The following is a 19,575-nucleotide window of genomic DNA, read 5'->3' on the forward strand; positions in this document are numbered from 1 at the left end:
GAACAGCTAAGAAATCTCCTTCCTCATCGTATCGATCCGAAGCTGATTACCGAAGAAAAATCCTGACGGGTTGAAATTGACGGTTACATCGTTCCGTGTATATATAACGTTTTCACCATAGCGTTAGTAGAGGTGAAAATGTGGCGGAGCCCGAAGTGACCAACGGGAACGGAGTATATATACGCTGTTGTACGCCGCTTTATCATGGTTAATAAGCATCTTTTCTTAGATCTATTGCAACTATAAATACTATTTTTTCTTTCTCATCTATTTCATAGAACATACGAAAATTGCCAATTCGATATCGCCATGTTTCTGGAGAATAGTTTCTCAATTTTTTTATATTATTACCATAATATGGATTTTCAGAAAGCTGCTTATAAACATAATTACTTATTTTCTTACTAATTTTATTTTGTATATTTTCACTAATTTCTAAAAGATTATGTAAATATTGGTCTGTTTCAAATATTTTATACTTTGGCAAAACGCCCTCTTTTCTTTCGGGCATCTTCACTTCCCTTTTTAAGGCGTTTTAACAATGATTCATTAGTTAATATCTCTTGCATTTCAAAATCATCGATGAGATCAATTTCTTCTATATATCTTAATGCTGCAGTTTCTATAAAATTTGATAGAGTTCTATTCTCTTCCTCAGCATGCGATTTTAACCTATTAAAAAGCTCATCATTTATACGTAAAGTTACTGTTTTGGACATAAATCACCTCTGAATACAGGATAATATTTTTGAATACATTTGTCAAGCTATTAATACATTTTATTCATAATGGCCAAATTGAGTACAACGGGATGGCGGGGTGGCGAAGCTGGCCGGAGTGCAATTTCGTCAACCCGCATGATGGGCGTGTGGCGCTTCGCCACCGCCCGTCATGCGGGCTTGCCCGCCGCCCCGATGAGCAAAATGGAGCGAAGCGAAATTTTGCTCATCTTCTTCATATACGAACATGCTTCGCATATCCATACAATCCGGATGTATATCCGAACCATGTTCGTATATCCTTACTTCTCCGTATCACCCTCATCAAAATCCGCTTTGTTCAATGCCGGACTGTCCGGCGTACGCTTTATCGTACCTGTACCTTTTGTACCGACATATGCCTGAATTTCATTCGTCTTGCTGCGTTGATGACATGAACGTTCCCGTATACACGTACATCCACCCCGCTTTCCCGCCGGCCTGTTATTCGGATCTCATCGCGAACAACCGTGAAGTTATCCGAGGAGTTCGTTCAAAGCATATAAGACGTTTACCGTAGCATCGAGAAGGAACATGTTCATAAGACCATGAATCGATAGCGACGCAGCTTGTATGATGTGAAATATAATGTGCTGCCCGTTATTTATTTCCCGGACCAATTTTCCAGTTTTAATCCTTTTATTTTATTGAAATGTTTTTCATTATTCGTAACAAGTGTATAATTCATTGTAAGAGCTGTTGATGCTATCAATAAATCGAAATCATCAATTGGTGAACCTGCTTTTTGTAAATTTACTTTCAATTCACAAAATGTTTCAATTATCGCTTTGTCAATATCTATTATCGGGAATAATTCTTTGATCCTGTAAACGACAGCGATATTTTTTTCATAATTTTGTGATTTTTTGGCACCGAATAATAATTCTCCATATGTAATCACCGAAATCGATTTTGGTATATTCTCATTTATCAAAAAATGATCATGAACAACGGAATTACCTTTAATGCTGTAAATAATGATATCGGTATCAATCAAATATGCCATTTTCTTTTTTTAGTCTTTTTGAATTTTTACGGGATTTCCTTATCGAATCAATTATTTCATCTGCATTTCGATCATCTTCCCATGCGCCGGAAAGTGATATGAATTCTCTTGTCGGGTTACTTTTATAAATTGCCGGATTTGAAAGATACTTTTCTATAATAGAAATTACTTCCTGACTGATAGATCTATTTTCACTTTTTGCAATAGCTTTTAATGAAGCATATAATCTGTCGTCAAGATCGCGAACTTGCAGAATTGCCATAATATCACCTCTCTATTATAAGCAATGTACTTATTTTTCATGAAAAGTCAAGCACTTTTCATGAAAAATCCGGTATTTCAAATAACGACCTTGTCAATCCGCAGACATATACACTGTATCCGGTTTCCGGAGGCAACAAGTTTTCAAACAGTCTGAAAGCAGGTGGTTTGCTTATGTTAATCAATATCTCCCGGAGTAAAATGACATAATACCGCCCGCCTTCTTCCGCTCCTGTACCTGTCATCCGGTATCCCGCCTCCGGTGTTGCGGCTCTCGGAATTTTTTAAAAAATTTAAAAAATTTCACACTGAGCTCACGGGGCGCACAGAGAAAAATTTTAATTAGCTTTGAACAGCTACGGCTTTACCAAAGAAATAATTTTAATTATCTTCCTCTGTGTCCTTCGTGCGCTCCGTGTGAAATTCCATTTTCTCACATTAGTTTGCAAAAGGTTTCCCGGCAATCGTCTCAAACCCTGTACCGCGGCCATTTTGGCGCAAACCTCGCCATACCCCGTTAACCTCTTTTTTTTAAACGGGCTGTCAAGACGGGCCCCCGTCCCTTGTCTCCTTCCCGGTCGTGACCCGTGCCACCGCCGAAACAGGCTGGCGCGGACCGTGTGAGTTAAAGGTTTTATCGAAACCCGTTTTCATTATAGCTTGTTTTGAAAAAAAAGCAATACCGATGCCTCAAATGCCGATATATTTTCCGTCGTCCAGTCCCATGATGCTTTGCTTGAGGTCAATCCCGCCCGACTCCTTTATCACGGCCACGACGTACCGGTCCGGGTTGTGTATCTGGATGTATCTCCCGTGCGCCCGTTTGCCGAAAAGCCCCCTCACCGGCCTGTGGCCGCCGAAATAATACGCCTCCTCCCTGTTCTCCTCCGCGATGTAATGGTCGAGCATCGTTTCCACGCTTCCCGCTTTGGCCTTGTTGTTCGGCGTCCAGGTGAGTCCGTAAACGGCTTCCTGGTTCCGCCGGTATTCGATGATCTCGTCTTCGGAAAAAAACCGCGCGGGCTCCGCGTGGGAGGTGAGAAAATTGCGGCCCGCGGCGAAGAGGGGGAGGTTTTTTTCAAAGCGGTAATACGCATTGAAAAACTCCTTCCCCATGACCTTTTTCACGTACGCGGTCACCATCGCCCCTTCTTCGGCGTACTTGTAGAAACTGTAATTCCCGTTCCCGGTCTCATTGGCGATATTCTCGTGGTTGCCCTTGAGGAAATGGAAGCCGTCCGGGAAGGTGCATTTCAGCTCCATCACCGCTTCCATGAGTCCGAGCCCCTCCGCCATCTCCTCGTCCATGAAGCGGTGGTCGCGGAAACCGTGTTCGTATTCGTTATATGCTAAAAGCCAGCGCTGTATGTTCTGTTCGTTGTGCAGCCCGTCGCCGAGGCAGACGACCTGAAGCCGCCCCTCCGCGAGCAGGGACAATGCGAGTCCGTCCCCGGAAGTGAGAACGGTATTGAGGAAACCGAGCCGGGTGTGGAGGTCGGGGACGATGATGGTCCGCCGGTCGTGTCCGAGGTAGACGATTCCCCCGGGGAGTCCCTTTGTGTCTCGCGGTCTCGTCCGGGGATCTTCGGATTCAAGAACGGCGTTGACCCTGTCGAGCAGCCCGCAGTATTCGGAGGCGTGTGCGGGCGCTGTCCTGGACTGCGCCCTGAGGAGCATTCGTTTTACGGACCCGATATCAGTCTTCTTCATAAGGTATGTCCATGACCTGGTGGTCCTTTGTCAAAAACGTGCGGGGAAATACCTCGCCCGCCTCGGCGAGCAGTTTCTTGAGTTCCTTTCTCGTGTACCGCGGGCTGTAATGGATGAGCCCCATCTTCTTCACGCCCCCCTCGAGGGCGATCCTGGCGGCCTGGCGGGCCGTGAGGTGTTTTTTTTCGGCCGCGTTATCGGCCATGTCTTCGGCGAACATCCCTTCGCAAAACAGAAGGTCGCTTTCCGCGATATGGCCCGCGAACTCCGGCCGGTACACCGTGTCCGTGATAAAGCTTATCTTTCTCCCGCTTCGCTTCTCGCCCGTCACGTCAAGGGGACGGATGGTTCTTCCGTCGTCGAGGAGGACCTCCTCGCCGTGCTGAAGCCGCGACCAGAGCGGGCCTTTCGGAATACCGAGTTCCAGGGCTTTTTCCGGATAAAAGACGCCGGGCCGTTTTTCTTCCTCGAAGGTGTACCCCATGCAGGGCCTCGAATGGCTGAGCCAGAAGGCATTGACGTGAAACCCGTCGCCCTCGTACACGCAGCCCGGCTGCGTAATCTCCTTCACGATGATTTTATAGTTGATGAACATTTCGAGGATTCTGCAATTCTCTTCCACGTATTCCCTGATCTTGGGCGGTCCGATAATGGTCAGGGGTTCCTCGCGTTCCACCTGGGAGGAGAGCATGAGAATCCCGGGGATGCCGGTCACATGATCGGCATGGGTATGCGAAACGAATATGACGGATATTTTTTTCCACTTGATATTGAGTTTCCGTATCGCGACCTGTGTCCCTTCCCCGCAGTCAAAGAGAAAAAGCTCCCCTTCCCGCCGGATCAACACCGATGTGAGATTCCGCCCCACGAGGGGCATCATCCCGCCCGTTCCGAGAACAAACGCTTCCATGATCATGATAAACCTGTTTCATCCTTTCTTTATCTGCTCATCCGGCCCGAAGAAGGCTCTTTTCTTCCTTTATTATTATCATAAAATCACAAAAGGGAGAAGGGACGCAGGATTATTATTATAACGCCGGACCGTATCCGCCGATGCGCCGGCCGCCTTGATTCTTTTCGGAAGAAAGTATACAACTGTCTCATGAAACGTTACCGGGAAGTGGATGCCGTGCGCGGAATCGCGATCATACTCATGATTTTCTTTCACGTCATGTATAACCTCGTGATGTTCGAATATCTGGATTTCGATATCCATGAGGGCTTCTGGTGGGTTTTCCCCCGCTGTATTGCGGCTTCGTTTCTCGTCATCGTCGGCATATCGCTCACCCTCAGTTACAACAGGGTAAAAGACCGCCTCACCCCCCCCGCCCTTTTCAGAAAATTCCTCTTCCGCGGACTTACTATTGCGGCCGTCGGATGCGTGATCAGTATCGTCACCTTTGTCGTCCTGAAAGACCGTGCGGTCCTCTTCGGTATTCTTCACCTGATCGGTGTCTCCATTATTCTCGCGTTTCCCCTCCTCCGATATACCTGGTTGAACCTTTTTCTCGGCATCGGTGTTCTCGGCGCCGGAATTCTTCTGGGGTTATACCGATTCGATTTCTACTGGCTGCTCTGGCTCGGATTCAGACCGGAGAATTATTATCCGGTCGATTACCTTCCCCTCCTGCCCTGGTTCTCGTTCGTCCCGATCGGTCTCTTTATCGGCAACATCCTCTATAAAGGTGGAGAACGGACGTTTCCCCTCCCCGGCACCGAATGTTTTCTTCCCGTGCACGGCCTTGCCTTTCTGGGAAGGCATTCCCTCGTCATCTATTGCGCGCATCTTCCCCTGATCTACGGGATACTTATGCTGCTTCAGTACCTGGGTATCAGGTAGTCCCGGCCCGGCCTATCGGGCTGTCCGTGGAAAATCTTTCCACGCGGGATTTATGCGCACACAAATAATGCCGAAATTAAAGGTATGTTCGAACAAATTGCCTCGTTCTTCACCACCCCCGTCACCTTCGGAGAAACCACGCTCTTTTTCGCCCCCCTCGATCTCCTGCTGCGTGTCATTCTCCCCCTGCTGGGGACGTTCATTCTCTACAATATTATCATGATCGTGATCAAAAAACTCATACTCAGACCGGAACAGCCGGTGTCGGAAATGAAGGAACGGGTGGTTAAAATCATCAAACGATTGCTGCGCGTTCTGCTTTTTATCGGTTTTGTCATGATCATTGTCGCTTTTCTGGGCGAAGAGTTTTTCAATTACGTCAAGGGCTTCTGGCGGATCCTTGCCACGCCCTTTTATTCATCCGGTTCAACACGGATATCGATCATCACCGTGTTCCTCACCATTCCCATCTTTTTCCTCGCCTCGTTCATCTCCAAAAGGATCAAGCGGGTGCTCGACCGGTCGCTGTTCACCAACCTTTCAATCGACGAATCCACGAAATTCTCCGTTTCGAAACTCATACGCTACGGCTTTTTTATCATCAGCCTCATCCTCGGGCTGTCGATCATCGGCATCGACCTCTCCTCCCTTGCCGTCCTCTTCGGGGTGCTCGGTATCGGGGTCGGATTCGGGCTTCAGGGCATCGTATCCAATTTCTTTTCCGGACTCGTCATCTTCTTCGAACGCCCAGTCAAGGAAGGGGACAGGATCATCGTCAACAATATCGAGGGCAAGGTGTTACAGATACGGATGCTCTCGACGGTCGTCGACACCCTCACCAATGAAACGATCATCGTACCGAACTCGCAGCTTATCGCCAACAGCATTCACAACTATTCGTATAAAGACCCGATCATCATCATCGTCAACAGGGTGCAGGTCTCCTACGAAACCGATCTCGAGTACACGGGCAAAGTGCTCCTCGCCCTTGCCGCCCAAAATCCCTTTGCGATTTCAAAGCCCACGGCCGAGTACAGGGTCGTCGATTTCCAGGATTCGGGAATTCTCGTCGAGCTGCGGACATGGATACGGCACGCGAAAAATAAATACGAAGCCATGGCCTGGACCAACCTCGAAATATGGAAACAGTTCAAGGCGGCAAACATCCGGATTCCTTTCCCCCAACTCGACCTGCATATAAAAGAGGAAAAACACATTGAAGGAAAGTCCGATTCCCTGCAGCCGATGATTGAAGAAAACGGAAAAGAGAAAGAAAGCTGATGCCGGAGACCGGACTTGAACCGGTACAGCTTTTAAAGCCGGGGGATTTTAAGTCCCCTGTGTCTGCCAATTCCACCACTCCGGCATAATTACACCTTTTAGCACATCACACCCGTCAAGGTCAAGATAAAAAGCGACGAAACCGGGCACCGGGATGTACATCCATGTATGGTAAATAAATATATACCGTGAAAAAAGTGCGGGGTGCGGCGGATCTCACGCTTAATCTTCCAGGATCACGATCTCCACACGACGGTTTTTCCGCATATTTTCTTCCGTATCGTTCGGCGCGACCGGTTCCCTTGCGCCGCGGCCTTCATAGAGGAAGCGCTTCGCCTCGATCCCCTTTGACACCATGTAGTCGACGATGGCCTTCGCGCGTTTGACCGAAAGGTCGTACTGCTCCTTCTCCGTTCCCCAGAGCGCCGTGTGTCCGATAACGAGGAAGCTTCTATCCTTAATCTTTTTGAGCGTCCCGGCGAGTGCCTCGAGCCGCTTTTTTTCCTCGGGCAGGATCACCGCCTGATCGGGAACGAAATGGATATTGTTGAGGGTGAGTTTCACCCCTTCATCGGTCTCATCGATATTCACATCCTCGATGTCATCCTCCTTGAGGACGACCTCGATATCGTCAACGACCTGTTCCTTGTCCATGATTTCGATCATGTCGAACCAGGTAAGGATGACCCCTTTGAACGCGATCTCCTTCCCGTCGGTAAAGGTGTATACTTCACCGCCCAGGTTCTCGATAATGGCATCCCGCATGAACACGGGCTTGTTCGATTCGGTATCGAAATAGATGCTCACTTTGTGTCCCGCGTAATCGATCGATTTCAACCGCGGGTCCCCTTTCGGGTCATCGCCCCTTTTATAGCGAAGGGCGTACTGGGCCGTGATAAGGTGATATTTCCCTTTTCCCAGGGTCGTCTCACCCTGGTAGACATATTCGCAGTAAAACTTGACCCTCGTAAAAACACCGTCGCGGAGCGGTTCGACATAACGCACGCCGTACGCCCGCCAGCTGTCGCCCTTTTTCAGTTGCTTGTCGGGAAACACGGGAAAATCCCTTGTCTGCGGGTAAAATTCCGCTTCGGAAATCGTGTAACGGCCGTCGGGGGTGATCGTGAACGATGAGGGAACGACCGTATCGATCTGGTTGGCGATCAGCCGTGTGTCACGCTTTGTTTCCTCGAACACGTAAAAATGGCCGTCCACCCTGAACCCGCCGCCTTTTGCGGGCAGTACGTCCATGATGCCGCGGACCTGGCGGTACACGAACCCCTCGTATTTTTTGTTCACGTACTTCCTGAGGTCGGATACCTCCGTTATCTTGTACTTGTCCCCGGCCGCATATTTCACTTCGAACAGGTTTTCCGCACCGATACTGTTCACCAGGACCGTCCCCAAAAGGAATAGTGCCGGGAGCAGCGGTGTTATTCTTTTCATAGACCATCCCCTTTTCTATGAGTATATACCCTTTTGTTGCGCTTTTCCATACAAATGAGGAATTCCGGCTCAGAAGGACCGCTCGATGATCCCCCCCGCCGCTACCGTATCCCCGTCGTAAAGGACGACGAACTGTCCGGGTGTGACCGCCCGCTGCGGCCGGTCGAAGACGACCCTGACCGGCATACCGGCACCGGAGGGTTCATCCGCGGTCCCTGTTTTCAATGCGCCGTCACCCGCTATTCCGGCGGCTTCATATGCCGTCACCGTCGCCGGTTGTTCGGTGTGCAGGTACCTGATTCTGGCCTTGAGCCGCAGGGGGCCGCCGCACGGCCCCGGCATCGAAATCCAGTTGAGGTTCCTCGCGATGAGGCCCTCACTGTACAGGTCTCCTTCCGTCCCGACAACGATACGGTTCGCCGCTTTATCGATGCCGACGACATAAAGCGGTTCGCTGTGGGATACGCCGAGTCCCCGCCGCTGGCCGATGGTGTAGAAGCAGATGCCGCGGTGTTTCCCCAGAATCGTCCCGTTTTTATCCACGATATCGCCTGCCTCCGGCCGTTTTTCAAAAAGATCGGCATAATCTCCCCGGTAAAAATCCTGGCTTTCTTTCTTTGCCAGAACGGGAAGCCCCTTTTCCCGGGCCATCCGCCTGACGTCGTCTTTCGTCAAACCGCCCAGGGGAAACACGGCTCGTTCGAGCTGTTCCTGACGCAAAAGGGCGAGAAAATAGGACTGTTCCTTTTTAACATCGACCCCCTTTTTCAGGAGGTATCTGCCCGTTTCCGGATGATACACCGTCAGGGCGTAATGGCCGGTTGCATACTTATCGAAACGTATCCCGGACGCCCACGCCTTTTCTATCAGGAGACCGAATTTCATGTGCCGGTTGCACTTCAAACAGGGATTCGGCGTTCTTCCCCTTAGATATTCCTCTCTGAAGTAGGCAAGCACCGTTTCATTATATTCCCGGGACAGATCGATCACATGATGGGGTACTCCGAGCGACCGGCAAAGCCGGCGCGCATCCTCGATATTATCTTCACCCCCGGGTCCGAAACAGGCCGTTTTTTTAGCGAGTTTCGTTCCGGTTCCGTCATACAGTTTCATGGTAAGACCGATCACCTCGTGGCCCTGATCACGGAGAAGACAGGCGGCAATCGACGAATCGATGCCTCCGCTCAACCCGACTGCTATCGTCACTTTTCCCGGTCCTTTGCGTTATCAGGCATAAAACTCTGTGGCCTTGAATGTATGGTACTCGAACTCCACTTTATGATATTTCCTGAAACCGTGCTTCATGACCTGTTCTATCCAGGCATCGTGCGTGCAATGCCGCACATACCGCTTGTAAACGACATGATCGACCTCTATTTCCTGCATACCTTCCGAATCACCGCACGGATAAAACGAGAGAAAGATTCCGTTTTCCTTGAGGGCACAGGCGATCTTGGCAAGAATAATATCCTGATCCTCCCCGGTAAAATGAAAGAGGGTTCCCGCGTCCAGAACACCGTCGAATGTGTTTTCACTGAACGCCATATCCAGAATATCGGCGATGATAAACTCCGCTTCCGGCACATGGCCCCGTGCGAAACCGATCGAGCGTTCGCTCAGATCCACACCGGTCACGTCCGCCCCGTTATCGACAAGCCGTCTGGATTCGACGCCGGTACCGCATCCCAGATCGAGGATGTGGGGTCTGTCCGGCAGGCGGGAGAGCATTCCCTGTAGTACCGGAAGGAGAGTCCGGTCGTCCTTCCAGTTCGCGAATGTCCGCTCGGCTATGTTGTCATAAAAACTGATTGTTTCCTTTACCGTTTCTTTCATCGGGCTTCCTTTCAATGATGTTCGAAAATCACGGAAAAATCGATTAGCGGCGTCTCGTCACTCCACACCGCCTCGAACCCCATACGGTTGTCCGTTATATAGACAGAATGGAATTCACTTTTAAACACGGGAATATCGATCAGACGGGATTCAAGTAGATCGCGGTCACGTTCGTACGATTCGATCTTCTCTTTGTCCGCTTCAGTTTCGGGGAAAAATGAGTTTTCCTTGTTCGGCGTCAGGTGACCCAGTCTGTGCTTTTCCCGCAATCCACCGATTTCACGGTAAATCGCTTCGTTCGTCTTCCCGGCAACATCGATTTCCTCCTCCGTCCACTGTCTGACGAATCTGAGGGTGATTTCATAATAATCCTTTCTGCCGCTTTCCAGGATATACGCTTCCAACTCCCCTTCCGTCATATACGGGAGGCTGACCCCGTTATAAAACCAGAAGGGACGCATACTCGTTATGACGACCGCATCGTCCTCCGCGTGAATCGTCCACCCCGAACCCGCCGCCTCTTCAAACCGCTTCTGCTCGGCTTCCGAAAGCAAAGCACGGTCCTCCTCGACACACGCGAGACAAAAGACGACAATACAGATCGCAAGTATCCGCTTTTGCGTCACCATACAGGGACTCCTTTCATTGGATTTTCCGATAACCCTTTCACCGCCGCCTCATGCCGCCGGTTTTGAACGGGAGGCGATACCGGGCATCTGTAGGTATTATAAAATCCGGCAGTGAAAATCGATTCCAAGAATACGATAAAAAAATGATAATATTTTTACGAGTCTCCGTCAATATACGCGAAATTCGGTATCGGCGCCTCTCCTCCGGACATTCCGCAACCGCTATACGAGTCCGCCGGTCTTGTCCTTATTTTCAAGGTTGATTTTTCAAGGTACCCGGGTAATTTCACTCTTCATCTGAAACAATTTCATATTATATTTGAAATAATCCGTATAATCTGTTACAATAGTATGGATGGAAAAACCATGAAGCAAACCGATTCAATAAAAGAAAGGCGATATTTCTTCAGGGTGCCGCTTCCGAAAAAAGTGCAATATGCCGAGGACGCCGTGGCGGACGTGAAAGATATCAGTCAGGGCGGAATATGCATTATGACGGAAAGGGATTTTCCAGCCGGCACCGCACTAGTCCTTGATATCGGACTTCCTTCCGGTGCGGACGTCCAGGCGCAGGGTATGATTGTACGTAAAAAGAAACTCATCGATGACCGGTTTGAATACGGACTCAAGTTTTTCAAGATCTCCCAGACCGGCGATTATCCGCTGCGGCTGTATATTGAGGAGAACAGAAATCGGAAACACGAAAAGCGAAGATTGAAACGGTACAGTATAGATGTGGCCGTCGATTATTCGATTCACGGAAAGGCAAAAACTAGAAACGTCAACCATGAGGGAATTTGTATCCTGACGGATGAAAAAATTCCCTCAGGCAGTATTTTTATCCTTACCCTTACCTTTCCCAAAAACAGAAAGATACTCACCTACGGCAAAGTGATGTGGAGCAGGCCGTTATCCTATAGTACAAACGCCGCCGGCATACAATTCTGGAATATTACGGATAAAAATAAACAGCTGCTGAAAGAAATAATCAATGATTCCAGAATGATAACGTCGTCGTTTTGAGGCAGAACATGAAGTATTCCCAGGGTTTTATCGGCAGGTTGTTCGTTATCAGACTCGAGGATGGAGACAGGCTTCCCGGTATTATCGAGGAGTTCGCGGCGAAACATTACATCAAACGGGGCATCTGCTTTTTCCTGGGTGGAATCGGGGAAGGAAGCCGGATCGTGTCGGGACCGAAAGACGGAAAGGTCATGCCGCCCGAACCGATGCTCTTTCAATTACATGATGTGCATGAAGTCGTCGGGATCGGGACCATCTTTCCGAATGACGCAGGAACCCCCGTCCTTCACGCGCACGCCGCGTTCGGAAGAAAGGAAACAACACTCACCGGCTGCATCAGGCCCGGCATCGATACCTGGAAAGTGGCGGAAGTGATCCTTCTCGAGATAAGCGGAAACTGCGGCACGCGAACACATGACAGGGAAACGGGATTTCACCTCCTCGACCCGGAATCATAGCGGGTATCACGATATCGATCGATTCAAAACAGTTTTCGCTTCTTTCGTCACATGCCGAGTATTTCCCTGACGGCGGAGACGGCCTCGGCTGGTGTTCCCACTTCCCTGATATACGGGCGGGAATCGCCATCGCCGGCCGGTTCGATCTTCCAGCTGCCGAATCCGATCACGGGCACCCCCGTTATATTGGCAAACGCGATTTCGTTCAGCGTCCCGTAGCTTCCCTCGAACGCAACAATCACATCGCTGGACCGCACGACCACCCCGTTCCTCAGGTGCCCCATCCCGGTCACGATTCTGTAGGAAAGATACCGATTGCCAGCCGTCCCGCTTTCTCCCGGAAGAATACCGATCGTCACACCGCCGGCCTTCCGGGCCCCTTCGCATGCCGCCTCCATGACGCCGCCCATACCGCCGCAGACGAGTGTCCAGCCTTCTCCTGCGATCAGTTTACCCGTCTCCAATGCCCGCCTTCGTGTTTCAGACCTGCAGCTGCTTCCGCCGATTATACCCACATAGATCATCGATCGTATCCCCGTCACGCTTCCGTAAAAGCGACCATCCTCATTTCGATCTTTGCGCCTTTCGGAAGCGAGGCAACCCCGATGGTCGAACGCGCCGGTTTATGCCCGCCCATTATCTCGCCGTAAATCCTGTTAATGGTTTCGAACTCGGAAAGATCGGTACAAAAAATAAGGGTTTCAACGACATTACCGAATCCTGAACCGGCGGCGCCAAGGACTTCCTTCAGATTACGCATAACCTGTCTCGTTTGTGCCTCGATATCGTCTCCGGCCAGCGTTCCCGTTTCAGGATCCAGGGCGATCTGACCCGAGGTAACGATGAAATTTCCGGCTTTCACGGCCTGTGAATACGGCCCGATCGCTTTAGGGGCGCCGTTGGTTTGCACGGATGATAGTCCCATTATCTTCCTCCTTGAAGGGTCGATTGATATGTGCCTTGATGAAATCAGTATTTTCTATCGTGAGCGAAGATGATCCCGCCGGGCGTTTTCTATTTTCTGCATCTTTTTGAAATATTCCGCCTGCTTGACGATCTCTTCGACGTCTGTTGTAAATATCTTGTTGTCCACGACCCTCAGTTTTCTGTTCTCGAAAAGTTTTTTAAGATACATTTCCCCGTCTTTGAGGGGAAGTCCGCAGAAATTGAGGAGTTCGTTCGGACCGAACTCAAAGGTATAATTTTCACCGGCATTGATGCGAATCCTGTTTTTTTCAAGTTGAATACTCAGAGCATCATACATCTTGCCGATAGAATCCTTCACCATTGTGTTTCCAAGCTGCTTGTAAATAAACCAGATCCTCTCCGCGAGAATAGTGGTGAGTTTTGTGATAAGCTGGGGCTGGGTTTGTACCATCATCTGAAAGTTTTTCTTGTTGACGGTCAACAGGGTACAATCCTCGTATGCGATCGCAGACGCCGAACGAGGTTTGTTTTCGATGAGCGCCATCTCCCCGAAAATATCCCCGGGCTTGAGAATCGCAAGCATTACTTCGTTGTTGTTCACTATTTTTGTAATCTTGACGCTTCCCTTCTGAATGATATAAAGTTCTTTTCCCGGTTCGTTCTCGCTGAAAATCATGGTGTTTTTCGGATAAACCCTGTTAAAGGAGTCAAGATCGCCGTCCAGATATACCGCTTTAGCGTATGGCTTGATAAGTGAAAGCCTTTCCTTGGCGATATCCAGATCTGCCCCGGTGGGACAGTACTGAATATACCTGAAATAGGCGTAATAAGCCTGGTTATACATGTTCTGCTTTGCATAATACTCGGCGACTTTAAAAAGATGGGAAACATCCGCGCTTGCCGTACTTCTTAGTGTCAACCGTGTATGTGCCTCGTCAAGATACCGGATTTTTTTCGAGAATCCCTGGATAATCTTCATTGCAACGGGAGTATTCCGTTTGATAAGGATTTCATACTGATTCCGGTGCACGGAAATTAGTGAAACATCGGTCATGGCCATTGCCGTTTCAATATGGCTGTGGGAGGACATTGTAGAGACGACGCCGAAAAAATCCCCCGCCGTTAAAATATTTCCACCCTCTTCTTCGACAATCTCGACTTCTTTTGTCAATCGTATTTTTCCGCTGCGGATAATATAAAAATGATCTGCTTTCTGCTTTCCTTCGACGATGATATATGAGCCCTGTTTGAAATTGACTATGGACAGTTGTAGTGGACTGGACATTTTCCCAATTCATTCCCTTTATTGATACAGGTTATAGTATAAGTATGCGCTATTGAAAAGTCAATGTAAAGCAAATAAACCTGTAATTTACCATAAAAACAGCATTTTCTTCTCTCTGCTTCTTTATATATCGATGATGACGTTTCCGCTGATATACCCCGCCGAGAAGGTGAATACGTATCACTCGTATATTATGAATAACGGCATATTTTGCCAAATACTTTGGCGAAATATTTATTTGAAAGAGGACAAAGCGTGCCGATGATGATAAAACACCCATAAAACAGATTTCACATCGCTGATATGTATAATAATGCATGTGGTCTGAGCTAGTAGAATCCGATAATCTCAAGACCGGACCATTCCGCACTGTAGGAGACGAGATTTCCCGTACTCTCCTCAAAAATCGTCTGAAGACTCGCGTACCGCCTGCTATTGACAATACGTCCTTCCGGATTTCGCTGTTTTACGGGAATCACCCCACGCGTCACGGTGATATGGCTGTTGTCGAGATTTCCGAAGTAATAATTTCTGTAACTTCCGCTGCGTTGAAATCCTTTATACGTTTTTCCGTCTCCAAGGAGGGGATCGACGGGAACCCATCCGAAATCCTCAAGATAAAACTCGACCCAGTAATGTTCCACACTCTCCTGCTGCGAACAGACAAGATACCCCGCAACCGGCCGTGCAGGAATACCGACACTACGCATGAGTGCGGTACAAAGGATGGAATAGATGAACGCATCGCCTTCGGGTTTTCTAGAATCACAGACGGCAAGGACATCGGATGGCGGGATATCCCCCTCTTCGATGGGGCTAAGGAGGTTAATGACATGATTATAAATATCCTGGGCTTTAATATACGGATTCTTGTCCTTGCCCACGATATTCCGCGCAAGTGTAATAATTTTGACATCCGACGACGGAACGAGGGGGCTTGATCTGGTAAACACCTTATACATGGTATTATTGACATCATAATACTCCCTGACTTCCCGGGAATTAATTTTGGTGGTCGCGGCATATCGTTTGAACAGATACCGTAATTTTATCTGCCGCGTCTCTCCGGGAAGCAGATTGGTAAACGAAAACCTCATAATACCATTCGTTTCCTCATTCGGTTCGCCCGATTCCGAAGAGATAAGGGTGACATCCCGTTGCAGAGGGGACTCGATAATGCCCGGCACCCAGATATCGAGACCGTTTCCGGCTTCCGCGTCTCCCGCCCTTACCTCCACCCAATACGAGACCTGATAGACCCGTTTATCATGGATTCGTTTTTGCCCGACAGGTTCCTGAACTTCGAAAAAACCCGCATTACTGATACCCGTTTTCGTATGAACAAAAATATTGCCGGAAAGGGCACCGTCGGGAACCTGTACCGCGATTTTATTGTCGGTCCACATAATATAATCGTAATCGATATTCGAGGCGGAAATTGAATTGGAAAAAATCGCCTCGCTCTCATTATAATTCCTGTCTCCCGAAACCCAGCCAAAATATACATTCGATTCACCCTGTTCCCCGCCGAAATTGATACCGCTTATCGTCACGATATTCCCGACAGAGCCCCTGCGCGGGATAAAATTACTGATATACACTTCACCTGGATTGATGGGACCGATGATGGGAAGCGGAATTTCCATTTTATTGACAAAGGGGATAATTTCACTGCTTTCCCCGTTTCTGGTAATTACTTTTAAAAGACCGGAGGAAAAATCTTCAGGGATTAAAAGCCTTATTCGCGTGTCATTCCACTCGACGTATGCATCGGTAGAAGGAGAAAAACCGGAAACGGAAACCCGGCCTCCATTCCGTTCTTTTCCGAAATACCTCCCCTTCACGAGGAGTTCGGTACCCGGAATACCTGTTTTGGGTGTTATTGAAATCACTTCCGGGGACCTGCCGGTAAGCCCTGATATGATAATAAGACAGATTATGAGAAACAGGAAAATAGCAAAAGGAACGACCAATTTCGTTCCTTTCCTGCCGTGCGATTCATGAATGTTCAAAACCATTTATCTGCCAGGCTCCACTGTATTTATCGGCTTTGTCCCATCATCGTTCGCGGCCGGGAATACCGTAATCTCGATCTCTATGATAACGATATTGCTCGCGGGGATATCATCCGGCGGATCGTCTCTTTTCATTCCCAGGGGATAAAAAACGATTTTCTCTCCATATGAGACGACTGCCGTCTTGAATGAGGTAAAATATTTAAAGCTGTTGCTTTCTTCCGAGGAGAGAAAAATCTGACTTTGAATATAAATCTTGATTTTATCTTCCTTGAGCATAAAGGGGGTAAAATATCCAAGATATTTCAGGTTCGCCCCGGCCAGTTTCAAACTCACCGCCTTGCCGGAAATAGTGTACTTTTCCATATATTGCTGCCAGACCCGTGTCGTTCCCGTCTGTGTCAGGCGTATATTGAAATTAAGTTTGACCGGATTGTCAAGGGATTCGTCCTGCCGGACATCGGGTGCAACGTCCTGGGTAAATATAGGCGGCATAGAGAGAATGCATAATATTATATATAATGCATGTTTCATTAATCGGAACTCTTTCTGTAATCAACGGTTTTGATAATTTCGGGTTCTCCGATGAGAAAATACTCCGAATCGTCCGGCAGCCTGATAATCACCTCTTCATCCGCTGTTTTATATTCCAATGATTCAAGCAGCGCCTGTATCTCTTCGGGATTTTTACCGATAATACGGAATTCCTTTTTTCCATGATCCGTCTCGTCGATAACGATTATTTCACTCCTGTTCCCCAAATTCAATATGACCGAAAAAACCAGCACCACACCCAGGCAGAACAGGAAAAAAGCCGCAGCAACAAACGGCATCGGCAGGCTTACTTTTTTTCTCCATACCGGTACATGAATTATTTTCTGTTTTTCGGTTAGCCGTGCAATGTTGTTTCTCACACGTTCCATCGGGATTGCCGGATCGGGTTCCGGCGATGTACGAAGTGCTTCCTTCAATACTGTTAATTCATCAAGCTTCTGCCTGCACGACGGGCAGTTCGAGATATGTTCATCCAGTTCCTTGTTCCACGGGAATCCCACTTCCCCGTCGGAATATGCAGATAACACTTCATAATCAGGACACACCATCACATCTTCTCCTTTAACATCTTTCCAAGTTTTTCTCTTCCTCGAAAAACTCTCACCTTCACATTACCTTCAGAAATTCCGACAATCGAGCCGATCTCTTTATAACTCAAGTCCCCATACTCCTTTAAAACCAGGACAACCCTGAGGTTGTACGGAAGTTTCTGGAGTGCCTCCTGAACATATTTCTTTACCTCTTTTTTTATAACAACCTTTTCTCCTGACTCCGCCGTTTTTACACCTTCTTCTTTCAATTTTGAAAAGAGTTTACGTTCTCTCGCCTTTTTCTTTTCATAATTGAAAGAAAGATTTTTTACAACCCGTATCAACCAGTACTTTGTCTGATCGATATCCGGGAGCGGCGTTTCACGCTCATAATATTTTATAAAGGCTTCCTGGCATACATCCTCCGCAGCACCGCTTTCTCCGACAATTCTATACGCAATTCTATAAATAATCGGGAACAGGGTCTCATATATCGTGTCGAATGACGGATTTATTCCGTTTGGCGTATACATCATGGTAAACAATCGGAAATCTTATAAAGTTACAGGAAAAAATCAGATTTTTCTCCACCGTACACCATCCGGTGTATCTTCAAGGATAATATTTCTATTTTTCAACTCATCGCGTATCCTGTCAGCATTTATGAAATCCTTCCGCTTTCTGGCCTCCTCCCTCTCTTTGATCAAAGCTTCAATATCATCATCGATATCGGTATCGATACGTGCTTTCTTGAGATCAAGTCCCAATATCCGGTCCATTTCTCCGGCAAGCCTTATTCTGATCTCGGGTGATATGGATTCATCCTTGACGCAGTTCCATAGATCGGAAAGACATTGGGGCATATTGAGATCGTCGCAGAGATGATCGACAAACGATGTGTAGAAGGAATTCCCGGTGATATCACTCCGGTCCTGATTTACATCGGCTTTTTCCTTAAGCTGCGCGATTCTGAAGTAAAGATTATTGAGGGCGTTTCGGGCCGCGTCCAGCGCCTCGAGGCTGAACTGAAGCTGGCTTCTGTAATGTCCGCCAAGACAGAAATAACGGTAATCCAGGGGCCGGTATCCGGCCTCCGCGAGTCCCTGAAGCGTAAAAAAATTGCCGCTCGATTTCGACATTTTACCTTTTGCCGTATTGAGAAATTCGCCATGAACCCAGTATTTTACCCACTGGAGTCCTGTTGCGGCCTCTGCCTGGGCTATTTCATTGGTATGATGGACGGGAATGAGATCGATTCCCCCAAGATGGACGTCAAACTGCTCTCCGAGATACTTCATGGACATGGCCGAACATTCGATATGCCAGCCCGGGTACCCCCTCCCCCATGGCGAATCCCACTGCATCGATTGATCTTCGAACTTCGATTTCGTAAACCAGAGTACGAAATCATGGGGATTCCGTTTATTCCTGTCTATTTCTATCCTGCTGCCCGCCTTGAGTTCATCGAGATCCAAAAGGGCGAGTTTTCCGTAATCCTGAAACTTCGAAATGTCAAAATATAGGTTGCCGCCGGAAAAATAAGTAAATCCGTTCTTTTCAATCCGCCGAATAAGCCCGATCATATCCTCTATATGTTCGGTCGCTTTACAGATTATCTGTGGCTTCAAACAATTGAGGTCCTCCATATCTTTGAAAAAGGCTTTTGTATAATGCTCCGCGATATCCCAGACACTCATTTTCTTTTCCCTGGCGCTGGATAGCATTTTATCTTCACCATAGTCCGCATCATCGGAAAGATGCCCCACATCCGTGATATTCATCACATGGGTGACATCATATCCGAGAAACCGAAGCGCCCGTCCGAGAATGTCGACCAGGATATATGTTCTCAAATTCCCGATATGGGCATATTTGTATACCGTAGGACCGCATGCATACATACCCGCCTTCCCCTCTTTCAAAGGGCTAAAATCCATTATCTCTCTTCCAAGCGTATTGAATAACCTCAGTTTCAAAATAACTATCCTTTCTATTATTAAAAAAACGATATGCCAATC

The 19,575-nt window shown here is 48.1% G+C and carries 22 protein-coding genes and 1 tRNA gene; 4 read left to right on the top strand and 19 right to left on the bottom strand.

Features of this window, described 5'->3' with window-relative positions:
* Positions 1-208: 208 nt before the first annotated feature.
* The 6 genes from JW881_12850 to JW881_12875 all read right to left on the bottom strand — a co-directional run bounded on the left by JW881_12850 (position 209) and on the right by JW881_12875 (position 4,651).
* Positions 209-487, bottom strand: coding sequence for a type II toxin-antitoxin system RelE/ParE family toxin (locus tag JW881_12850; GenBank protein MBN1698396.1), 279 nt, complete (start codon positions 485-487; stop codon positions 209-211).
* Positions 474-719, bottom strand: a complete 246-nt coding sequence (locus JW881_12855) for a CopG family transcriptional regulator (GenBank protein ID MBN1698397.1) — start codon at positions 717-719, stop codon at positions 474-476. The genes JW881_12850 and JW881_12855 overlap by 14 nt, the downstream gene beginning before the upstream one ends.
* Positions 720-1,362: 643 nt before the next feature.
* Positions 1,363-1,764, bottom strand: a complete 402-nt coding sequence (locus JW881_12860; protein MBN1698398.1) for a type II toxin-antitoxin system VapC family toxin — start codon at positions 1,762-1,764, stop codon at positions 1,363-1,365.
* Entirely contained in the window at positions 1,748-2,026 is a 279-nt protein-coding gene (locus tag JW881_12865) for an antitoxin (GenBank protein MBN1698399.1), read from the bottom strand. The genes JW881_12860 and JW881_12865 overlap by 17 nt, the downstream gene beginning before the upstream one ends.
* Positions 2,027-2,715: 689 nt before the next feature.
* Entirely contained in the window at positions 2,716-3,735 is a 1,020-nt protein-coding gene (locus JW881_12870; protein MBN1698400.1) for a metallophosphoesterase, read from the bottom strand.
* Positions 3,722-4,651 carry a ribonuclease Z gene (locus JW881_12875; GenBank protein ID MBN1698401.1) on the bottom strand — a complete coding sequence of 310 codons (930 nt, stop codon included), beginning with the start codon at positions 4,649-4,651 and terminating at the stop codon, positions 3,722-3,724. Before JW881_12875 ends, JW881_12870 begins: the two co-directional genes overlap by 14 nt.
* Before the next feature lie 186 nt (positions 4,652-4,837).
* On the opposite strand from JW881_12875, the gene JW881_12880 reads away from it, so the two are divergent.
* Both JW881_12880 and JW881_12885 read left to right on the top strand, forming a co-directional pair.
* Entirely contained in the window at positions 4,838-5,575 is a 738-nt protein-coding gene (locus tag JW881_12880) for a DUF1624 domain-containing protein (GenBank protein MBN1698402.1), read from the top strand.
* Positions 5,576-5,659: 84 nt separating this feature from the next.
* Positions 5,660-6,856 carry a mechanosensitive ion channel gene (locus JW881_12885; protein ID MBN1698403.1) on the top strand — a complete coding sequence of 399 codons (1,197 nt, stop codon included), beginning with the start codon at positions 5,660-5,662 and terminating at the stop codon, positions 6,854-6,856.
* Here the strand turns inward: JW881_12885 and JW881_12890 are convergent.
* The 5 genes from JW881_12890 to JW881_12910 all read right to left on the bottom strand — a co-directional run bounded on the left by JW881_12890 (position 6,857) and on the right by JW881_12910 (position 10,764).
* Positions 6,857-6,941 (bottom strand) — tRNA-Leu (locus tag JW881_12890).
* 137 nt (positions 6,942-7,078) lie between these two features.
* Positions 7,079-8,302 carry an OmpA family protein gene (locus JW881_12895; GenBank protein MBN1698404.1) on the bottom strand — a complete coding sequence of 408 codons (1,224 nt, stop codon included), beginning with the start codon at positions 8,300-8,302 and terminating at the stop codon, positions 7,079-7,081.
* Between the two features lie 69 nt (positions 8,303-8,371).
* Complete coding sequence (gene mnmA, locus JW881_12900; GenBank protein ID MBN1698405.1) at positions 8,372-9,508, bottom strand: tRNA 2-thiouridine(34) synthase MnmA; 1,137 nt, start codon at positions 9,506-9,508, stop codon at positions 8,372-8,374.
* 21 nt (positions 9,509-9,529) lie between these two features.
* Complete coding sequence (locus tag JW881_12905) at positions 9,530-10,135, bottom strand: class I SAM-dependent methyltransferase (protein MBN1698406.1); 606 nt, start codon at positions 10,133-10,135, stop codon at positions 9,530-9,532.
* 11 nt (positions 10,136-10,146) lie between these two features.
* Positions 10,147-10,764, bottom strand: a complete 618-nt coding sequence (locus JW881_12910; GenBank protein MBN1698407.1) for a hypothetical protein — start codon at positions 10,762-10,764, stop codon at positions 10,147-10,149.
* Between the two features lie 366 nt (positions 10,765-11,130).
* Between JW881_12910 and JW881_12915 the strand changes: the two genes are divergently transcribed.
* Positions 11,131-11,787, top strand: coding sequence for a PilZ domain-containing protein (locus tag JW881_12915; protein ID MBN1698408.1), 657 nt, complete (start codon positions 11,131-11,133; stop codon positions 11,785-11,787).
* Between the two features lie 8 nt (positions 11,788-11,795).
* On the top strand, positions 11,796-12,245 hold the full coding sequence (locus tag JW881_12920) for a DNA-binding protein (GenBank protein ID MBN1698409.1): 450 nt from the start codon (positions 11,796-11,798) through the stop codon (positions 12,243-12,245).
* 47 nt (positions 12,246-12,292) lie between these two features.
* On the opposite strand, the gene JW881_12925 is transcribed toward JW881_12920, so the two are convergent.
* The 8 genes from JW881_12925 to cysS form a co-directional block, all read right to left on the bottom strand.
* Positions 12,293-12,769 carry a TIGR00725 family protein gene (locus tag JW881_12925; GenBank protein MBN1698410.1) on the bottom strand — a complete coding sequence of 159 codons (477 nt, stop codon included), beginning with the start codon at positions 12,767-12,769 and terminating at the stop codon, positions 12,293-12,295.
* A gap of 14 nt (positions 12,770-12,783) precedes the next feature.
* Positions 12,784-13,170: a RidA family protein gene (locus tag JW881_12930; protein ID MBN1698411.1), complete on the bottom strand. Its 387-nt coding sequence runs from the start codon at positions 13,168-13,170 to the stop codon at positions 12,784-12,786.
* Positions 13,171-13,224: 54 nt separating this feature from the next.
* Positions 13,225-14,457 carry a cyclic nucleotide-binding domain-containing protein gene (locus tag JW881_12935; GenBank protein ID MBN1698412.1) on the bottom strand — a complete coding sequence of 411 codons (1,233 nt, stop codon included), beginning with the start codon at positions 14,455-14,457 and terminating at the stop codon, positions 13,225-13,227.
* A 329-nt stretch (positions 14,458-14,786) separates the two neighbouring features.
* Positions 14,787-16,475 carry an IPT/TIG domain-containing protein gene (locus JW881_12940; protein MBN1698413.1) on the bottom strand — a complete coding sequence of 563 codons (1,689 nt, stop codon included), beginning with the start codon at positions 16,473-16,475 and terminating at the stop codon, positions 14,787-14,789.
* On the bottom strand, positions 16,476-17,006 hold the full coding sequence (locus tag JW881_12945; GenBank protein ID MBN1698414.1) for a hypothetical protein: 531 nt from the start codon (positions 17,004-17,006) through the stop codon (positions 16,476-16,478).
* Positions 17,006-17,575: a zf-HC2 domain-containing protein gene (locus tag JW881_12950; protein ID MBN1698415.1), complete on the bottom strand. Its 570-nt coding sequence runs from the start codon at positions 17,573-17,575 to the stop codon at positions 17,006-17,008. The genes JW881_12945 and JW881_12950 overlap by 1 nt, the downstream gene beginning before the upstream one ends.
* On the bottom strand, positions 17,575-18,090 hold the full coding sequence (locus JW881_12955; protein ID MBN1698416.1) for an RNA polymerase sigma factor: 516 nt from the start codon (positions 18,088-18,090) through the stop codon (positions 17,575-17,577). The genes JW881_12950 and JW881_12955 overlap by 1 nt, the downstream gene beginning before the upstream one ends.
* 42 nt (positions 18,091-18,132) lie before the next feature.
* Positions 18,133-19,533 carry a cysteine--tRNA ligase gene (gene cysS, locus JW881_12960; protein MBN1698417.1) on the bottom strand — a complete coding sequence of 467 codons (1,401 nt, stop codon included), beginning with the start codon at positions 19,531-19,533 and terminating at the stop codon, positions 18,133-18,135.
* Between the last annotated feature and the right edge of the window lie 42 nt (positions 19,534-19,575).

The organism is Spirochaetales bacterium (genome assembly GCA_016930085.1).
In the GTDB taxonomy this organism is placed as follows: Bacteria; Spirochaetota; Spirochaetia; order SZUA-6; family JAFGRV01; genus JAFGHO01.

Coding starts and splice junctions, on each gene's coding strand:
- JW881_12875 (MBN1698401.1), bottom strand. CDS start 4,651: ATGATCATGGAAGCGTTTGTTCTCGGAACGGGCGGGATGATGCCCCTC.
- JW881_12905 (MBN1698406.1), bottom strand. CDS start 10,135: ATGAAAGAAACGGTAAAGGAAACAATCAGTTTTTATGACAACATAGCC.
- JW881_12955 (MBN1698416.1), bottom strand. CDS start 18,090: ATGTATACGCCAAACGGAATAAATCCGTCATTCGACACGATATATGAG.
- JW881_12910 (MBN1698407.1), bottom strand. CDS start 10,764: ATGGTGACGCAAAAGCGGATACTTGCGATCTGTATTGTCGTCTTTTGT.
- JW881_12945 (MBN1698414.1), bottom strand. CDS start 17,006: ATGAAACATGCATTATATATAATATTATGCATTCTCTCTATGCCGCCT.
- JW881_12930 (MBN1698411.1), bottom strand. CDS start 13,170: ATGGGACTATCATCCGTGCAAACCAACGGCGCCCCTAAAGCGATCGGG.
- JW881_12865 (MBN1698399.1), bottom strand. CDS start 2,026: ATGGCAATTCTGCAAGTTCGCGATCTTGACGACAGATTATATGCTTCA.
- JW881_12880 (MBN1698402.1), top strand. CDS start 4,838: ATGAAACGTTACCGGGAAGTGGATGCCGTGCGCGGAATCGCGATCATA.
- JW881_12895 (MBN1698404.1), bottom strand. CDS start 8,302: ATGAAAAGAATAACACCGCTGCTCCCGGCACTATTCCTTTTGGGGACG.
- JW881_12925 (MBN1698410.1), bottom strand. CDS start 12,769: ATGATCTATGTGGGTATAATCGGCGGAAGCAGCTGCAGGTCTGAAACA.
- JW881_12915 (MBN1698408.1), top strand. CDS start 11,131: ATGAAGCAAACCGATTCAATAAAAGAAAGGCGATATTTCTTCAGGGTG.
- JW881_12860 (MBN1698398.1), bottom strand. CDS start 1,764: ATGGCATATTTGATTGATACCGATATCATTATTTACAGCATTAAAGGT.
- JW881_12935 (MBN1698412.1), bottom strand. CDS start 14,457: ATGTCCAGTCCACTACAACTGTCCATAGTCAATTTCAAACAGGGCTCA.
- JW881_12920 (MBN1698409.1), top strand. CDS start 11,796: ATGAAGTATTCCCAGGGTTTTATCGGCAGGTTGTTCGTTATCAGACTC.
- JW881_12870 (MBN1698400.1), bottom strand. CDS start 3,735: ATGAAGAAGACTGATATCGGGTCCGTAAAACGAATGCTCCTCAGGGCG.
- JW881_12940 (MBN1698413.1), bottom strand. CDS start 16,475: ATGGTTTTGAACATTCATGAATCGCACGGCAGGAAAGGAACGAAATTG.
- JW881_12950 (MBN1698415.1), bottom strand. CDS start 17,575: ATGGTGTGTCCTGATTATGAAGTGTTATCTGCATATTCCGACGGGGAA.
- JW881_12885 (MBN1698403.1), top strand. CDS start 5,660: ATGTTCGAACAAATTGCCTCGTTCTTCACCACCCCCGTCACCTTCGGA.
- JW881_12855 (MBN1698397.1), bottom strand. CDS start 719: ATGTCCAAAACAGTAACTTTACGTATAAATGATGAGCTTTTTAATAGG.